Here is a 17,005-nt window from a genome sequence, read left to right as displayed (position 1 = left end):
GTGTCCGGCTGAAGTTGAAACCCGTCCTACAGGAGCCCGTTGCATGTCGCGTACCGTCATTCTGGCCGCCGCCATCAGCCTTGCGCTGACTGCCTGTTCCGGCAAGGAGTCCACCCCCGTGTCCGCCACCCCGCCTGCGCCCGCTGCCAGCCAGCCGGCCGATGCTTCGACCAATCCGCTGCTCAGTGCCAGCACGCTGCCGTTCCAGGCGCCGCCGTTCGACAAAATCCAGGACAGCGACTTCCTGCCGGCGTTCAAGCAGGGCATGGCGCTGCACCTGGCTGAAGTGCGCAAGATCGCCGACAACCCCGAGCCGGCCACCTTCGACAACACCATCGAGGCGCTGGAGCGCAGCGGTGAAACGCTTGATCGCGTCTCGCGCATCTTCTTCGGCCTGGTGCAGGCCGATACCAACGATGCACGGCAGAAGATCCAGGAAGAGGTGGCGCCGCTGCTGGCCGCGCACCAGGACGAGATCAACCTGGACCCGAAGCTGTTCGCACGGGTCAAGACCCTGTACGACCAGCGCCAGTCATTGGGCCTGGACGCGGTGCAGACGCACCTGCTCGAGCGCGACTACCTGGCGTTCGTGCGCGCCGGCGCGCAGTTGTCCGATACCGACAAGGACAGCCTGCGCAAGCTCAACGTTGAAGAGACCACGCTGTCGACCCAGTTCCACACCCGGCTGGTCGCTGCGACCGCCGCCGCTGCGGTGGTGGTGGACGACAGGGCGCGCCTGGCCGGGCTGGACGAGGGGGCGATTGCCGCGGCCGCCGAAGACGCCAAAGCGCGCAAGCTCGATGGCAAATACCTGCTGGCCCTGCAGAACACCACCCAGCAGCCGGAACTGGTTTCGCTCAGCGACCGCGCGCTGCGCACCGAAGTGCTCAACGCCTCGGAAACCCGGGCCGAGAAGGGCGATGCCCACGATACCCGGCAGACCATCCAGCGTCTGGCCCAGCTGCGGGCGCAGAAGGCCCGGCTGCTCGGCTTCGAGAACTACGCCGCCTACAGCCTCGGCGACCAGATGGCCAAGACCCCGGCCATGGCGCTGAAGCTGCTGACCGACACGGTGCCGGCGGCCACCGCCAAGGCGCGCGGCGAACTGGCCGAAATCCAGAAGGTGATCGACGCGCAGAAGGGGGGCTTCAAGGCCACTGCCGCGGACTGGGATTTCTACGCCGAGCAGGTGCGCAAGGCCAAGTTCGACCTGGACGAGACCCAGATCAAGCCGTACTTCGAACTCGACAACGTACTCAAGAACGGCGTGTTCTATGCGGCCACGCAGCTGTACGGCATCACCTTCAAGGAACGCCGCGACATCCCCACCTACCATGCCGACATGAAAGTGTATGAGGTGTTCGACAAGGACGGCAGCTCGCTGGCGCTGTTCTACACCGACTACTTCAAGCGCGACAGCAAGTCCGGTGGCGCGTGGATGGACGCGTTCGTCGAACAGGATGGCCTGACCGGCACCAAGCCGGTGGTCTACAACGTGTGCAACTTCACCAAGCCGGCGCCCGGGCAGCCGGCGCTGCTGAGCTGGGATGATGTGACCACCCTGTTCCACGAGTTCGGCCACGCGCTGCATGGCATGTTCTCCAACGTGAAGTACCCGTCGATCGCCGGCACCAGCACCTCGCGCGACTTTGTCGAGTTCCCGTCCCAGTTCAACGAGCACTGGGCGCTGGATCCGAAGGTGTTCGCCAACTACGCCAAGCACTACAAGACCGGCGAGCCGATGCCGCAGCCGCTGGTGGACAAGATCGTCAAGGCGCGCACCTTCAACCAGGGCTATGCGACCACCGAATACCTGGCGGCTGCACTGCTGGACCTGTCCTGGCACACGCTCAAGGCCGATGCGCCGCTGCAGGACGTGGATACGTTCGAGGCCGCCTCGCTCAAGCGTTTCAAGGTGGACCTGCCGCAGGTGCCGCCGCGTTACCGCACCAGCTATTTCGACCACATCTGGGGCGGTGGCTATTCGGCCGGTTACTACGCCTACTTCTGGGCCGAGGTACTCGACCATGATGCGTTCCAGTGGTTCAAGGAGAACGGCGGCCTGACCCCGGAAAACGGTCAGATCTTCCGTGACAAGGTGCTCTCGCGCGGCAACAGCGTCGAGCTGGCCCAGCTCTATCGCGACTTCCGCGGCAAGGATCCCAGCGTTGAGCCGCTGCTGGAAAACCGCGGGCTGAAGTAAGCAGGTCGGCGGTCGGTGGACGATGCTGGCGGGAGGGGCGACCCTCCCGCTTTTTTTGTGTTCGCCACACGCCCGGGCGCTGCCGCGCAGCGGATCGGCGGGCCGACGCCTGCGCGTTCCGGAGCTGCTGCGCGGGCGTTGCGGGGCTGCGGAACCTGGCGCCCGGTCCGCAGGTCTGAGCGCTGACCCTTGCCGAGGAAGCGCCATGCGCCGTGAAACCGCCGTGCCCCATCCCGTGTTGGCCTGGTTGCGGAAAGAACTGGTTCCCGTGCTGCTGCTTCTGGCGCTGCTGGCCGCAGCACGTGACTCGCTGGCCAACCACTACCAGGTGCCCAGCGGATCGATGCAGCCGACCTTGATGCCGGGCGACCGGGTGGTGGTGGACATGCGCGCCTACGGGCTGCGCCTGCCATTCACCGCGACGCAGCTGCTTGCCGCAGGCCGGCCGCAGCGTGGCGATGTGGTGGTGTTCAATTCACCGGCCGATGGCACCCGGTTGATCAAACGGGTCGCCGCCGTAGCCGGCGATCGGGTGCGATTGCAGGCCGGGCACCTGAGCATCAACGGCCAGCCGCTGCAGCGCGATGCCGCCGGCGAAGTCTTCGACTCGAAGCTGGTGCGGCTGGATCTCGCGGCCGGCGGCGGTCCGGACATCGCCGAGCTGGTGATCCCCGAAGGCAAGCTGCTGGTGCTGGGCGATCACCGGGGCGACAGCTTCGATGGGCGCTTCTTCGGCCTGGTCAACGCCGGCGAGGTCTACGGCAGGGCGGTGGCGGTGTACTGGCGGCGCGGCGAAGGCGCGGAGTGGTTGAAGCTGTAGGCGCGGCGTGCCCCGGCGGCTCGCGCCGGCCCACGGCCGGAGGGCTGCCGCTGGCGTGGTCCAGGTTTCCGGGCGGATGCGTTCCCGCGCGGCCGCGGCGACCTGGCCGTGCAGTCCGCGCCCGGCAACAGCAGGGTGCAACCGGTCGAAAAGGTCGGAATCAGCGCTCCGAATGCCCCGGTTCGTCATAGCTGCGCGGGGCGAACAGGTCCGGCTGGATCAGCTCGATGAAGGCGCGCGCCTGGGGCGACAGCGCCTTGCCACGGCGCACCACCACGCCATAGCTGCGCTCGGGGAAGTACCCGCTCATCGACCGGGTGGCCAGCTTGTCGCGATCGCCCTCGTTCAGGCACAGCGCGGTGACGATGGAGATGCCCATGCCCATCGCCACGTACTGCTTGATCACCTCCCAGCCGCCGACTTCCAGCGCCACCCGGTAGGGCACCTGGTGTTGCTGGAACACCAGGTCCACCAGCCGCCAGGTGACCTGGCGCCGCGGCGGCAGGATCAGCGGCCACGGCGAAAGATCTTCCAGGGTCAGCGCCGGTTTGCGGGTAAGCGGGTGATCGGGCGGGGTGATCAACACCTGCTCGAAGCGGTAGGCCGGTGCATAGGTCAGGTCGCCGGGCACGTCCAGCATCGAACCGACCGCCAGATCGGCGGCATCGCTGCGTAGCAGATCGGTGCCGTCGGCACTGATGGCGTTGTGCAGCACCAGCCGCACGTCCGGATGCCGATGCCGGAAATTTGCGACTATTTTCGGTAACAGATACAGGATCGTCGACGAATTGGCGGCGATATTGAGTTCACCCGCATCCAGTCCGCGGACCTTGTCGCGGAACCCGGCGGGCAGTCCGTCCAGGCTTTCCACCAGCGGCAGCGCCATTTCGTACAGCAGCTGCCCCTCGCGGCTGGGCGCCAGCCGGCGCCCGCTGCGCTCGAACAGCACAACCCCCAGCTCGCGCTCCAGCGCCTGCAGCTGCAGGCTCACCGCCGGCTGGCTGACGAAAAGCGCCTCGGCCGCCCGCGAGACCGAACCCAGCCGCACCGTCTGGCAGAACGCGCGCAGCGGCTTGAGCCGGTCGGATTTGTAGGAAAAACGAGGGGTTGCGGGCGGTTTGCTGGGCATGTCTAACTGATTATTAGCACAATTTATAAATGACATTGCAAAAACTGTTTTGCCAAATAGTCGTTTGCGGCGGCACGGTGGACTTCCCGACATCCGCAGGACCCGACCATGCCCGCCGTCGCCGCTGCGCCCCACGCCGAGACCTTTCCTCGCCCGACTCCGGGCGTCACTGTGCCCACCCGGCTGGCCGGACAGTCGACCCTGCTGCCGGCCGGGGCCCTGGCGCTGCTGGTATCGCTGCACCGCGCGGTGGAAACCGGGCGCCAGCAGCAACTGGCCGCGCGGCGCCAGCGGCAGGCGTTCTTCGACCAGGGCGGGCTGCCGGATTTCCGCCCCGACACCGCCGCCATCCGCACCGGGGACTGGAGCGTGGCACCGATCCCGGCCGCGCTGCAGGACCGCCGCGTCGAGATCACCGGCCCGACCGATCCGAAGATGGTGATCAACGCGCTCAATTCCGGCGCCAAGGTGTTCATGGCCGACTTCGAGGATTCGACCTCGCCGACCTGGCGCAACCTGCTGGCCGGCCAGCAGTCGATGATCGAGGCGGTGCGCGGCACCCTGGAATACACCGCGCCGGCCACCGCCAACGGCCCCGGCAAGCACTACCGTCTGCGCCCGTTCGCCGAGCAGGCGGTGCTGATCGTGCGTCCGCGCGGCTGGCATCTGGACGAGAAACACGTGCTGGTCGATGGCCAGCCCATTGCCGGCGGCCTGTTCGATGCGGCGCTGTTCGCTTTCCACAATGCGCGCACGCTGATGTGCAAACAGCGTGGCCCGTACTTCTACCTGCCCAAGCTGCAGAGCATGGAAGAGGCGGCGCTGTGGGAGACCGCGCTGGCGCACATCGAAGGCATGCTCGGCCTGCCGCACGGGCAGATCAAGGTCACCGTGCTGATCGAGACGCTGCCGGCGGTGTTCGAGATGGACGAGATCCTGCATGCGCTGCGCGCGCGCATCGTCGGCCTGAACTGCGGCCGCTGGGATTACATTTTCTCCTACATCAAGACCTTCCGCTGCCACGCCGACCGCGTGCTGCCCGAACGCGGCCAGGTGACGATGACGCAGCCGTTCCTGAAGGCCTATTCGGAACTGCTGATCCACACCTGCCACCGCCGCGGCGCCCACGCGATGGGCGGCATGGCCGCGCAGATTCCGATCAACCATGATCCGGCCGCCAACGAACAGGCGATGGCGCGGGTGCGCGCCGACAAGCTGCGCGAAGTCACCGCCGGCCATGACGGCACCTGGGTGGCGCATCCGGCCCTGATCCCGGTGGCCCAGGCGATCTTCGATGCGCACATGCCCACGCCCCACCAGCATCACGTGCTGCGCCAGGATGTGCGCGTGGGCCGCGAGGAACTGATCGCGCGCCCGCCGGGCACCATCACCCGCGCCGGCTTCGAAGGCAATGTCGAAGTCTGCGTGCGCTACCTGGCCGCGTGGCTGGATGGCCACGGCTGCGTGCCGATCCACCACCTGATGGAGGACGCGGCCACTGCCGAGATCAGCCGCAGCCAGATCTGGCAGTGGATCCACGCCGGCAACCAGCACCTGGACGACGGCACCGCGATCGACCTGGCCCTGCTCGACGCCACGCTGGCGCAGCTGCCGGCGCGGCTGGGCGACACCGCCGCGCTGCCCGGCAGTGCCCGGATCCCCGAGTCCATCGCGCTGCTGGCCGAGCTCAGCCGCCGCGAGGAGCTCACCGATTTCCTGACCCTGCCTGCCTACGACCGCCTGCCGTAGAGCGGGGCGCTGCCTCGCTGCATTCCCGCATCAGCCGGGCAAAGCCCGGCGCTACCACCCGCAATCCGTAGAGCGGGGCGTTGCCCCGCTGCATTCCCGCGTCAGCCGGGCAAAGCCCGGCGCTACCCACCCGCAATCCGTAGAGCGGGGCGCTGCCCCGCTGCATGCCTGCGTTGCCCCCACCCCTGGAGAATCGACATGAGCACCCTGCAGACCGCCGAACAGATCCAGCACGCTTGGAACACCGACCCGCGCTGGGCCGGCATCATCCGCAACTACACCGCCGCCGACGTGGTGCGCCTGCGCGGCACCGTGCACGTGGAGCACTCACTGGCGCGGCTGGGCGCGCAGAAGCTGTGGAAGTCCCTGCATGAGAAGGATTTCGTCAACGCGCTCGGCGCGCTGACCGGCAACCAGGCCATGCAGCAGGTCAAGGCCGGCCTCAATGCCATCTACCTGTCCGGCTGGCAGGTCGCGGCCGATGCCAACCTGGCCGGGCAGATGTACCCGGACCAGTCGCTGTACCCGGCCGATTCGGTGCCGGCGGTGGTCAAGCGCATCAACAACACCCTGCTGCGTGCCGACCAGTTGCACCATGCCGAAGGCAAGGACGACATCGACTTCCTGCAGCCGATCGTGGCCGATGCCGAGGCCGGTTTCGGCGGCGTGCTCAACGCATTTGAACTGATGAAGGCGATGATCGAGGCCGGCGCGGCCGGCGTGCACTTCGAGGACCAGCTGGCCTCGGTCAAGAAGTGCGGCCACATGGGCGGCAAGGTGCTGGTGCCGACCCGCGAGGCGATCGAGAAGCTCAACGCCGCGCGCCTGGCCGCCGACGTGCTGGGCGTGCCGACCCTGCTGGTGGCGCGTACCGATGCCGAGGCCGCCGACCTGCTGACCAGCGACATCGACGCCAACGATCGCCCGTTCGCCACCGGCGAGCGCACCGTGGAAGGCTTCTACAAGACCCGCAACGGCCTGGAGCAGGCGATCAGCCGCGGCCTGGCCTACGCCCCCTATGCCGATCTGGTGTGGTGCGAGACCGGCAAGCCGGACCTGGAGTTCGCCCGCCAGTTCGCCGAGGCGATCCACGCCAGGTTCCCGGGCAAGCTGCTGGCCTACAACTGCTCGCCCAGCTTCAACTGGAAGAAGAACCTGGACGACGCCACCATCGCCAGATTCCAGAAGGAGCTGGGCAGCTATGGCTACAAGTTCCAGTTCATCACCCTGGCCGGCTTCCACGCGTTGAACTACGGCATGTTCAACCTGGCCCACGGCTATGCACGCCGGCAGATGAGCGCCTTCGTGGAACTGCAGGAAGCCGAGTTCGCCGCGGCCGAGCGGGGCTTCACCGCGGTCAAGCACCAGCGCGAAGTCGGCACCGGCTACTTCGATGCGGTCACCCAGGCGATCCAGCAGGGCCAGTCGTCGACCACCGCGCTGACCGGCTCCACCGAAGAAGCGCAATTCGAGGTCGAAAAGGTGGCCTGAGTCGCGGGATCGGCGGTGCATGGCGGTTGCCGCGCCGCCCTGCACGGGCGCGGGTGCGCGGTAGCCGGGAGTGGGACGTGGAGCACATTTAAGCCAGGTGTTATGCTCGGCCGCTGACCCGTCCCAGCGGCGGGAGTTGGGGACACGGAATGGCCGGCATGAGCACGATGGAAACCGCGTGCGTGGATGAATCGTCTGTCGCCGCAACGGCGATGGCGGAGATTGTCCATGCGGTGCTGTCGCCGGCTGAATTGGCCCTGTTCGCCCAGTTCGGCCGATCACGCCAGTTCGCCGCCGGCGAAGTGCTGTTCCTGCGCGGCGATCATGGCCAGTGCATGTATATCGTCGTCAGCGGCATTGCCGATCTCGATTTCGGTGAAGACCTGGTGGTCAAATATCTCGGGCCCAACGAGTTCTTCGGAGAGCTGGGACTGTTGATTGGCGATCATCGCCGCTCCGCCGATGCGCGCGCGGCCACCGAGCTGGAGGTGCTGGAACTGCGGCCGGCGGATTTCCAGCGCTTGATCGACCACGATCCCGGGCTGGTGGCCTATTTCCTGCGCCGGACCATCATGCGGGTGGTGTCCAGCGAACAGCGCCTGATCGGGCAGCTGCGCCGCCGCAACCATGATCTGGAAGCGGCGCTGGACAACCTTTACAGCACCACCCATCAGCTCAGTCATACCCAGGCGCTGGTGCGCACCGATGAGCTGACCGGATTGTCCAACCGGCGCGGGCTCACCCTCACCCTGCAACAGGCGCATCGCAGCGGGCGGCATCCGCAGGGCCTGCTGCTGATCGACTGCGACCGGTTCAAGCGCATCAACGACGAGCACGGCCATCTGGCCGGGGACCGCGTGCTGCAGAGCGTGGCCAATATCCTGCGCTCGGTGGCCAAGGAAGAAGACGTCGCGTGCCGCCTGGGCGGCGATGAGTTCTGCCTGCTGGTCGCGCAGACCGACGCCGCGTCACTGGACCGGATCGCGGCGTTCATCCTGGGCGCGGTGCAGGGATTGCGCGAGCGCCAGAGCGAAGCCCCGCGGATCTGCTCGATCAGCATCGGGGTCTGTCTGCTCGACCCCGGCGGCACCTGGAACGACTGGTACAGCCGCGCCGACGGCGCGTTGTACGAGGCCAAGCGGCTGGGCGGAAACCGCCTGCACTGGTATTCCGTGTCAGACCCGACGCCTGACTGAGGGCCGGCCGGCTCATGAACGATCGGCCCGGCCCGCCGCTGCAGGCGCCGACGCTCAAGGCGGTACTGCTCACCGATATCTGTGATTCGGTGGCGGTGGTCGAGAAGCTGGGCGATGCCGCGGCGGCGCAACTGTTCCAGCAGCACGATCTGCTGGTGCTCCAATTGCAGCAGCAATGGAAAGGGCGGTTGATCGATCGCTCGGACGGCTTGCTGCTGCTGTTCGAGCGGCCGATCGACGGGGTCGGCTTCGCCCTGGACTACCTCCAAGGGCTCGGCCCGCTGGGCGCCAGGTTCAAGGTGAAGCTGCAGGCGCGTGCCGGCCTGCATGTCGGTGAAGTGCTGGTCTGGGAAAACAGTCCGGAGGCGATCAAGGTCGGCGCCAAGGCGATGGAGGTCGAAGGCCTGGCCAAACCGATGGCTGCGCGCCTGATGACGTTGGCCCGGCCCGGCCAGCTGCTGCTGTCGGCGGTGGCCGAAACGCTGGCCCAGCGCGGCGCCCGCGATATCGGCGAGCGCGGCGCGCGCCTGTTGTGGAAATCGCATGGCCGCTGGCGCTTCAAGGGCGTGCCGACCGTGCAGGAAATCTACGAGGTGGGCGAGATCGGCAACGCCCGGCTGCGCATGCCCAAGGCGACGCCGAAAGCCTGGCGTGATCTTCCGCTGTGGCGGCGCCCGGTGGCGCTGGCGATGGAACTGCTGTTGCTGGTGGGCCTGGCGGGCGCCGCGTGGCTTCTCACCCGGCCCGAGCCGGCCATCGCCTTCGGCGAGCGCGACTGGGTGGTGGTCGGAGACGTCAGCAACCTGTCCGGCGAGCCGTTGCTGGATGATTCGCTGCAGCAGGCGATCCGCATCAGTCTGGAGCAGTCGCGCTATGTGAATGTGTTGAGCGAGCTGAAGGTCCAGCAGACGCTCAAGCTGATGCGGCGCAATCCGCTCCAGACCCGTCTGGACCGTACCACCGCATCGGAGGTGGCACTGCGCGATGGCGCGCGCGCGGTGGTGCTGCCGACCATCACCAGCACCGCTGGCCGTACCCGCGTCACCCTGGAGGTGGTCGATCCTGCCAGCCATGCGACGGTCTACACCTTCAGCCAAAGCAGCAGCGGACTGGACGGTGTGCTTGCCGCCGTGGACAACCTCAACGACCAGCTGCGCCGTCGGCTGGGAGAGGCACTGGCGGACATCGGCCGGACCAGCGAGCCGCTGCCGAAAGTGGCCACCGCCGATCTGGATGCGCTGCGTGCCTACGCGTGGGGGAGCCGGTTCTACATTGCGCGCAATTTTGACCTGGCGCGTACCTATTTCCAGAAGGCGATTGAACTGGATCCGCAATTTGCCCTGGCCTATCTGGGAGTTGTCCGCACCTACGTATCCACGGCCGACAACCGCTCGGCGCTGCCCTTTCTCGAAAAGGCACGCGCGCTGCGCGACGGGTTGCCGGCACGCGAGGCGATGTATCTGGATGCCTGGATCGCCGAACTCGGGCCGACGCCGTGGAAGCAGGCACCGGCCCGCTGGGAGATGTTGAGCAACCTGTATCCGGACTATTACGCCGGTACCGCACAGTCGGCCTGGGCCGATTTCACGGTTGGCCGGTATGCCTCGGCGTTCCAGAAGAACGCCGTGCTCACCGGGCCGCAGAATCCCATGCGTGACGTGGCGGTCGAGCTGGAAGGGCGTATCCATCTGGCACAGGGGAACTACGCGGGCGCCATTGATGCATTCGCCCGTGCCGAGCAGCTGGGCGGTTATCCGCCAACGCGCCGGCATGCGGCGGCGCTGGCTGCGGCGGGCCGCTACAAAGAGGCCAACCGGATACTTTCCAGCCTGTCCGCGGATCAGCAGCTGACCGTCCATTTTGAACGCATCGCGCTGGCACTCGATCAGGGCCAGGGGGCGCAGGCCCTCGCTGCGGCTGCCGCGGCGCGACAGGCGGCCGAGCATGCGCCGCTGGTGATCCGCTACGCCCTGCTGGTAGCCAGCGGGGTGGTGGGTTGGCAGCTCGAAGATGCCGGATTCGACCCGCACGCGATGCCACGGGTCGCGCGCGACGCGCTGCGGTCGGCAGTGTCCAACGATGCCGGCGACCGCGAGGATCTTGCGTTGATGGCGGCCGCGGCGATGCGGCTGGCGCAGCGGACTGGCCTGGCGGCGGAACCCGAGGCCATGCAGACGCTTGGCACGCTGTCCCGGGACAGCGGCAATCCGGTGCTGGAGGCGGCGGTCGCGTTGCTGCGCGCAGAAGAGTTCCAGCAGCGCGGGGAACCGATTCCCGCGCTGACGATCCTCAGGCAGACGGTGAGGAGCGGGCCGGAGTTTTTCCAGGTGCGGGTGGCGCTGCGCGATGCGCTTCGCGCGGCCGGTGAAGAGGCCGAAGCCGGGGAGGTCGAACGCTGGCTGCTCGACCGCCGCGGCCTGGCGTTTATCGAACCGTTCGGTGCGCTGACGTTCCAGGCGATGAATGTCGCCGACCTTGCCCGGCTGGCTCCTCCAGCCGCGGGCCGCAACAGCACCGCACGTCCGGAGTTGGCGCCCGGCGGCCTCTAGGGGCGGTCTTGCCGTGGCTGCCTGGCGGAAAGGACGTCGGTGCGTCCGGCTTCAAGGCAATACACCACCGTGTGCGATCCGTGTGAGGTCAGGTAGTTCTGCAGCAGTTCGCGGCTGTTGCGGATGTCCTGCTTGCTTGCGAGCGCCTCGACCTTCAGGCAGCTGCTTCCCTGCAGCGCCGCGGCGGCGGCCGCTGGCGACAGCCCCAGCGACTGCAGCGCAGCTGCCGGGTCGCCGGCAAAGTGCAGCCGGAACGCATCGTTTTCGGCGAGCTCGGCCAGCAATCGGGCGGCGAACGCGGGGGCCAACGGCGGGTGTCCTGCGCGGGTGTGGTCCTGCATTTCATTTCCCCTGTCATGTAGGTTCAAGCGGCTTCCAGTTGCCGCGCTGGTGGCGCGAGCCGTTGGCATGTTAAGTCCCGGGTGGAATCCGATCCATCTGAATATGAAGGCGACGATATGCGGATAAGACGCTGCGCGATACTGTTTCTGGAGCCGCGCGAGGAGATCGGGTTCGAGCTTGATTCACTGCTGAAAGGCGGCGACGGGATCCGTACCTTCTCGCGCTGGCTGGCGCTGGCCCCGCATCTGGAGCGGGAGGTCGAAGTCGACCGGATCGAACGCGAACTGCTGGGCAGCGTGAGCGCCAGCCGCTGGACCGAGAGGGTCTGGGGCAGTGGCCAGGAAGCTGCCGCCGCGCAGCGGCTGCTGCAGGCCGGCTTGTTGTTGAGCGGGGATGCCGCCTTCGAGCGGCACGCGGAGCGCGATCAGGCCATCCGCGAGGCCCACTGGTGGCCGCTGGCGGCGGTTGCCCATCGTTTCGGGCGCTGGCATGGCACTGACGGCGTTGCCGCACTGGAAGCCAGCGGGCTGGCGACCGCGACGGGACTCAGGGAGAAGCTGGGGCCGCCGCCGCCGGCAGTCGCCGAACGGGTGCCCGTACACCAGCGATTGCCGTTGCCGCGCTTGCCCGCCGATGCCTACGAGGCGCTGCGCACGCAACGGGCCACCTGCCGCAACTTCGATGCTGCGCGGCCGTTGCCGCTGGCGCATCTGGTGCGGATGCTGCAGCGGGTGCTGGCGGCGCAGGCGCAGGTGCGGATCGATGAGGACACCGTGTTTCTCAAACGCAACGTGCCGTCCGGCGGTGGTCTGCACCCCACTGCAGCGTATCTGCTGGTGCAGGCGGTCGAGGAGCTGCCTGCGGGCCTCTATCACTACCATCCGGTTGCCCATGCGCTGGAGCCGTTGACCGAGGTGGCCGGCGGCATTGCCGATTTCGCGGCACGCATCACCGCGGGCCAGCACTGGTTCGCCAATGCCCACGTGCTGGTGGTTCTCACCTCGCGTTATGCCCGCAGCCAGTGGAAATACCGCCAGCATGCGAAGGCCTATCGGGCGCTCGTGCTCGACGTCGGCCACATTTCCCAGGCGTTGTATGACGCGGCCACCGAGCTCGGGCTGGCGGCGTTTGTCACCGCGGCGATCAATGAGGTCGACATCGAACAGGGGCTGGGGCTGGATCCGCTGCGGGAGGGGCCGATCGCGATCTGCGGCTTTGGCTGGCGGGCCGCGCAGAGGCAGGTCACCGAATTCGATCCTGCCGCGCAGGTATGGACGCGTGCTGCGGACGCCACGGCGCCCCTTTAGCCAGCCAGGCAGGCGCCGCAACCGGCGGCAGGCGCACGGTGCTGTCTGCGCCGGGCCGGAGTTGTTCCGCTTGCGGGGTGCGGCCCGTGGCGCGGCGCGGTCGTTCCGGGCGCCGCTGCCGCCGCGCGACGCCGCAGGCCGCTGACCTGCGTGTTGCTGCAGGCTCGACACGTACAGACGCCAGCGCGGAAGCCCACGCGAGGCCGCGCAGGGCCGCCGGGGAGCCACGCAGCGCACAGCCCCGGCCCGGCCCGGCGCGGATCAGGAAGCGGTGGCCTCGAAATCCACCAGCACCGCACCATCAGTCACCTGATCGCCGGCGCGCACGTGGTAACCGTGCACGGTGCCGTCGGCCGGGGCCTGCAGGGTGTGTTCCATCTTCATCGCCTCCAGCACGAGGAGCGGGGCGCCGCGCTGCACCTGGGTGCCCGGCGTCACCAGGGTGGCGACGATACGGCCGGGCATCGGCGCGGTGAGGCGGCCGGCGTCGGCCACCGACTGGTCGGCCTCGCTGACCGGATCGTGCAGGGTGAAGCGCTGCGCGCCGTCGCGGCCGAACAGGTGCAGCTCGGCACCGTCGCGGATGACGGTGGCACGGTGCAGCTGTCCGCCGATCTGCATGCGCAGCGCACCGCCGCTGAGGGTGCCCGTGGCCTGCAGCGTGTGGTCGCCGCGCGTGACCGACCAGGTTTGCCCGTCACCGCGTACCGCCAGCAGCTGCTGCGTGTGGCGATGTTCCAGCGTGATCCGGTGGGCGGCGCGGACGCCCAGGCGCCAGCCGTCCTGCGCCTGCCACGGCGAATGCGGGTCGCGCGCATCGATGCTTGCGGGCGGGGCGGTCGCCACGGCGGCAATCGCCGCCAGCGCCCACAACGCCGGATCACTGTCCTCTTCGTTCGGGGCGAGGGCGGCCTGTTCGCGCTCGATCAGTGCGGTGTCCAGCCTGGCCTGCGCGAACGAGCCGGTCATCACCAGCCGGCGCAGGAACGCCGCGTTGGTAGTCACCCCGACCACTTCGCAGTCGGCCAGGGCCTGCCGCATGCGCCGCAACGCGGCGTCGCGGTCCACGTCCCAGACAATCAGCTTGGCGATCATCGGGTCGTAGAACGGGGTGATCGCATCGCCCTGTTCGACCCCGGCGTCGACCCGTACGTGCGCGCTGCCGGCAGGCAGGCGCAGGTGGCGCAAGGTACCGGTGGACGGCAGGAAGCCGCGGTCGGCGTCTTCGGCGTACAGCCGCGCCTCGAGCGCGTGGCCGTGGATGGACAGCTGCTCCTGGGTCTTCGGCAGGACCTGTCCGGCGGCGACACGCAGCTGCCATTCGACCAGGTCGGTACCGGTGATGTACTCGGTGACCGGATGCTCGACCTGCAGGCGGGTGTTCATTTCCATGAAAAAGAACGCGCCGTCCGGTGCGGCGATGAACTCCACCGTGCCGGCGCCGACGTAATTCACCGCACGCGCGGCATCGGTGGCGGCCTTGCCCATCGCGGCGCGGCGCCCGGGTGTCATGCCCGGCGCGGGTGCTTCTTCCAGCACCTTCTGGTGACGGCGCTGCACCGAGCAGTCGCGCTCGAACAGGTGCACCACGTTGCCGTGGCTGTCGCCGAACACCTGGATCTCGATATGGCGCGGCCGCTCGACGTATTTCTCCACCAGCACGTGGGCATTGCCGAATGCCGACTGCGCCTCGCGCTGGCAGCTGGCCAGCGCCTCGATGAAATCGGCACTGTCATCGACCCGGCGCATGCCTTTGCCACCGCCGCCCGCGCTGGCCTTGATCAGCACCGGATAGCCGATGCCGTCAGCCTGTTCGCGCAGGAATTCCGGCGTCTGGATCTGGCCGTGATAGCCCGGGGTCAATGGCACGCCGGCGCGCTGCATCAGCGCCTTGGCCGCGCTCTTGTCGCCCATCGCGCGAATCGCCGCCGCCGAGGGGCCGATGAAGACGATGCCCGCCTCGGCGCAGGCCTGGGCGAAGTCGGCGTTCTCGGACAGGAAACCGTAACCGGGATGGATCGCCTGGGCGCCGCTGCGTCGCGCGGCCTCGAGGATGGCGTCACCGCGCAGGTAGCTTTCGCGGGCCGGTGCCGGGCCGATCGCGACGGCCTCATCGGCCAGACGCACGTGGCGGGCATCGCGGTCGGCCTCGGAATATACCGCCACGGTGGCGATGCCCAGACGCTGGCAGGTGGCGATGACGCGGCAGGCGATTTCGCCGCGGTTGGCGATCAGGATTTTGGTGAACATGTTGTTTCCAATGAGATTCCGCTATGTGGCGGTAGCTGGATCAATAGCCGGGATCGGAGGCTGTGGCAGTCGCGCTTCGTTTTTTCCCTCGCGTAGAGCACGGCAGACCGGCCGGACGAATACCCGAAAAGCGGCGCACCGGAGGTGCGCCGCTTTTCGCCGGCACAGGGAAGTGCCGGCAAAAAGTGTCCTGCTGGTTGGCATACCCGGGCGGTGGCGCAGGCCGCGTCCGGGTGTGCTTTCTTTTGGTTGCTTTTCTTTTGCACAAGCAAAGAAAAGTGACTCGCGCTCCGCAGGAGCGTGAAAGCGTTTTTTCTTGCCGGGTGGGCGCGGCGCGGTGGAATCACTTCCGGCTCACATCCGGAACACGCCAAACCGCGTGTCCCGCACCGGCGCATTGAGGCTGGCCGACAACGCCAGGCCCAGTACGCGGCGGGTGTCGACCGGATCGATCACGCCGTCATCCCACAGCCGCGCGCTGGCGTAGTAGGGATGGCCCTGCAGCTCGAACTGCTCGCGGATCGGCGACTTGAAACTGTCCTCTTCCTCGCCCGACCACTGCCCGCCCCTGGCCTCGATGCCGTCGCGCTTGACCGTGGCCAGCACGCTGGCGGCCTGCTCGCCGCCCATCACACCGATACGGGCGTTGGGCCACATCCACAGGAAATTGGGCGAATAGGCGCGGCCGCACATGCCGTAGTTGCCGGCGCCGAACGAGCCGCCGATCACCACGGTGAACTTGGGCACCCTGGCGCAGGCCACCGCCATCACCAGTTTGGCGCCATCCTTGGCGATGCCGCCGTGTTCGTAGGTGCGGCCCACCATGAAGCCGGTGATGTTCTGCAGGAACACCAGCGGAATGCCGCGCTGGGTGCACAGCTCGATGAAATGCGCGCCCTTGAGCGCGGACTCGGAGAACAGGATGCCGTTGTTGGCGATGATCCCCACCGGGTAGCCGTGCAGGTGGGCGAAGCCGGTGACCAGGGTGGTGCCGTAGCGCGGCTTGAACTCGTCGAAACGCGAGTCGTCCACCAGGCGCATGATCACCTCGCGCACGTCGTAGGGTTTGCGCGTGTCGGCCGGAATCACCCCGTACAGTTCGTGGGCCGGGTAACGCGGTTCGCGCGGCGGCTGCACCACCAGTGCCGGTTCGGGTTTGCGCCAGTTGAGGTTGGCGATGATCGCACGGACCCGCGCCAGCGCCTGCAGGTCGTTGTCGGCCATGTGGTCGGCCACGCCGGAAATGCGCGTGTGCACGTCGGCGCCGCCGAGTTCCTCGGCGCTGACCACCTCTCCGGTGGCGGCCTTCACCAGCGGCGGCCCGGCGAGGAAGATCGTGCCCTGGTCCTTGACGATCACGGTCTCATCGCTCATCGCCGGCACATAGGCGCCGCCAGCGGTGCACGACCCCATCACGCAGGCGATCTGCGCAATGCCCTGTGCCGACAGGTTGGCCTGGTTGTAGAAGATACGGCCGAAATGGTCGCGGTCGGGGAACACCTCGTCCTGCAGTGGCAGGAACGCACCGCCGGAATCGACCAGGTAGATGCACGGCAGCCGGTTCTGCTCGGCCACTTCCTGCGCGCGCAGGTGCTTTTTCACCGTCATCGGGTAATAGGTGCCGCCCTTGACCGTGGCATCGTTGGCCACGATCACGCATTCCACCCCCGACACGCGGCCGATGCCGGCGACCATGCCGGCGCCGGGAATCGGATCGCCGTACATGCCGTGCGCGGCCAATGGCGCGATTTCCAGGAAGGCGCTGCCCGGATCGAGCAGCGCATCGATGCGCTCGCGCACCAGCAGTTTGCCGCGCGCGCTGTGCTTGGCGCGGGCCGCTTCGCTGCCGCCCAGCGCGGTGCGCGCCAAGGTGGCACGCAGGTCGTCGACCACCGCCTGCAGCGCGGTGCGGTTGGCCTCGAAGGTCTCGCTGCCCGGTTGCAGCCGGGTGCTCAGTACGGTCATGGCA

11 protein-coding genes are annotated in these 17,005 nt (G+C 67.9%); 7 read left to right on the top strand and 4 right to left on the bottom strand.

Translation table 11 applies throughout. The annotated features are described in order from the left end of the window. Positions 1-43: 43 nt before the first annotated feature. Together dcp and lepB are read left to right on the top strand one after the other, a co-directional pair. Positions 44-2,203, top strand: coding sequence for a peptidyl-dipeptidase Dcp (dcp, locus tag QZH66_RS05895; protein WP_305805029.1), 2,160 nt, complete (start codon positions 44-46; stop codon positions 2,201-2,203). Between the two features lie 205 nt (positions 2,204-2,408). Continuing rightward, positions 2,409-3,023: a signal peptidase I gene (gene lepB / locus QZH66_RS05890; protein ID WP_305805028.1), complete on the top strand. Its 615-nt coding sequence runs from the start codon at positions 2,409-2,411 to the stop codon at positions 3,021-3,023. Between the two features lie 160 nt (positions 3,024-3,183). On the opposite strand, the gene QZH66_RS05885 is transcribed toward lepB, so the two are convergent. Continuing rightward, positions 3,184-4,152 (bottom strand): LysR family transcriptional regulator, encoded by a 969-nt coding sequence (locus QZH66_RS05885; protein ID WP_305805027.1) that lies wholly within the window; start codon positions 4,150-4,152, stop codon positions 3,184-3,186. A 108-nt stretch (positions 4,153-4,260) separates the two neighbouring features. On the opposite strand from QZH66_RS05885, the gene aceB reads away from it, so the two are divergent. The 4 genes from aceB to QZH66_RS05865 all read left to right on the top strand — a co-directional run bounded on the left by aceB (position 4,261) and on the right by QZH66_RS05865 (position 11,137). After that, positions 4,261-5,901 (top strand): malate synthase A, encoded by a 1,641-nt coding sequence (aceB, locus tag QZH66_RS05880; RefSeq protein ID WP_305805026.1) that lies wholly within the window; start codon positions 4,261-4,263, stop codon positions 5,899-5,901. A gap of 198 nt (positions 5,902-6,099) precedes the next feature. After that, on the top strand, positions 6,100-7,392 hold the full coding sequence (gene aceA / locus QZH66_RS05875) for an isocitrate lyase (RefSeq protein ID WP_305805025.1): 1,293 nt from the start codon (positions 6,100-6,102) through the stop codon (positions 7,390-7,392). A gap of 158 nt (positions 7,393-7,550) precedes the next feature. Continuing rightward, a complete protein-coding gene (locus tag QZH66_RS05870) occupies positions 7,551-8,588 on the top strand; it encodes a GGDEF domain-containing protein (protein ID WP_305805024.1) in 1,038 nt (345 codons plus the stop codon). A 14-nt stretch (positions 8,589-8,602) separates the two neighbouring features. Next, a complete protein-coding gene (locus tag QZH66_RS05865) occupies positions 8,603-11,137 on the top strand; it encodes a putative peptide modification system cyclase (RefSeq protein ID WP_305805023.1) in 2,535 nt (844 codons plus the stop codon). Here QZH66_RS05865 and QZH66_RS05860 read toward each other — a convergent pair. After that, positions 11,134-11,478 (bottom strand): NHLP-related RiPP peptide, encoded by a 345-nt coding sequence (locus QZH66_RS05860; protein WP_305805022.1) that lies wholly within the window; start codon positions 11,476-11,478, stop codon positions 11,134-11,136. The two genes, QZH66_RS05865 and QZH66_RS05860, sit on opposite strands and share 4 nt — an antisense overlap. A 117-nt stretch (positions 11,479-11,595) precedes the next feature. Here QZH66_RS05860 and QZH66_RS05855 point away from each other — a divergent pair, with 117 nt between their 5' ends. Beyond that, positions 11,596-12,786, top strand: a complete 1,191-nt coding sequence (locus QZH66_RS05855) for a putative peptide maturation dehydrogenase (RefSeq protein ID WP_305805021.1) — start codon at positions 11,596-11,598, stop codon at positions 12,784-12,786. A gap of 261 nt (positions 12,787-13,047) precedes the next feature. On the opposite strand, the gene QZH66_RS05850 is transcribed toward QZH66_RS05855, so the two are convergent. Next, positions 13,048-15,036, bottom strand: coding sequence for an acetyl/propionyl/methylcrotonyl-CoA carboxylase subunit alpha (locus tag QZH66_RS05850; protein ID WP_305805020.1), 1,989 nt, complete (start codon positions 15,034-15,036; stop codon positions 13,048-13,050). 354 nt (positions 15,037-15,390) lie between these two features. Next, complete coding sequence (locus QZH66_RS05845; RefSeq protein WP_305805019.1) at positions 15,391-17,001, bottom strand: carboxyl transferase domain-containing protein; 1,611 nt, start codon at positions 16,999-17,001, stop codon at positions 15,391-15,393. Between the last annotated feature and the right edge of the window lie 4 nt (positions 17,002-17,005).

The organism is Stenotrophomonas sp. YIM B06876, from assembly GCF_030711595.1.
Classification (GTDB): Bacteria; Pseudomonadota; Gammaproteobacteria; order Xanthomonadales; family Xanthomonadaceae; genus Stenotrophomonas.
Note: the sequence above shows the minus strand (reverse complement) of the source record. Positions and strands in the feature narration are given on the sequence as shown.

What these genes read in the sequence shown, in the direction of transcription:
- dcp (WP_305805029.1), top strand. Translation starts at nt 44, where the DNA reads ATGTCGCGTACCGTCATTCTGGCCGCCGCCATCAGCCTTGCGCTGACT.
- lepB (WP_305805028.1), top strand. Translation starts at nt 2,409, where the DNA reads ATGCGCCGTGAAACCGCCGTGCCCCATCCCGTGTTGGCCTGGTTGCGG.
- QZH66_RS05885 (WP_305805027.1), bottom strand. Translation starts at nt 4,152, where the DNA reads ATGCCCAGCAAACCGCCCGCAACCCCTCGTTTTTCCTACAAATCCGAC.
- aceB (WP_305805026.1), top strand. Translation starts at nt 4,261, where the DNA reads ATGCCCGCCGTCGCCGCTGCGCCCCACGCCGAGACCTTTCCTCGCCCG.
- aceA (WP_305805025.1), top strand. Translation starts at nt 6,100, where the DNA reads ATGAGCACCCTGCAGACCGCCGAACAGATCCAGCACGCTTGGAACACC.
- QZH66_RS05870 (WP_305805024.1), top strand. Translation starts at nt 7,551, where the DNA reads ATGAGCACGATGGAAACCGCGTGCGTGGATGAATCGTCTGTCGCCGCA.
- QZH66_RS05865 (WP_305805023.1), top strand. Translation starts at nt 8,603, where the DNA reads ATGAACGATCGGCCCGGCCCGCCGCTGCAGGCGCCGACGCTCAAGGCG.
- QZH66_RS05860 (WP_305805022.1), bottom strand. Translation starts at nt 11,478, where the DNA reads ATGCAGGACCACACCCGCGCAGGACACCCGCCGTTGGCCCCCGCGTTC.
- QZH66_RS05855 (WP_305805021.1), top strand. Translation starts at nt 11,596, where the DNA reads ATGCGGATAAGACGCTGCGCGATACTGTTTCTGGAGCCGCGCGAGGAG.
- QZH66_RS05850 (WP_305805020.1), bottom strand. Translation starts at nt 15,036, where the DNA reads ATGTTCACCAAAATCCTGATCGCCAACCGCGGCGAAATCGCCTGCCGC.
- QZH66_RS05845 (WP_305805019.1), bottom strand. Translation starts at nt 17,001, where the DNA reads ATGACCGTACTGAGCACCCGGCTGCAACCGGGCAGCGAGACCTTCGAG.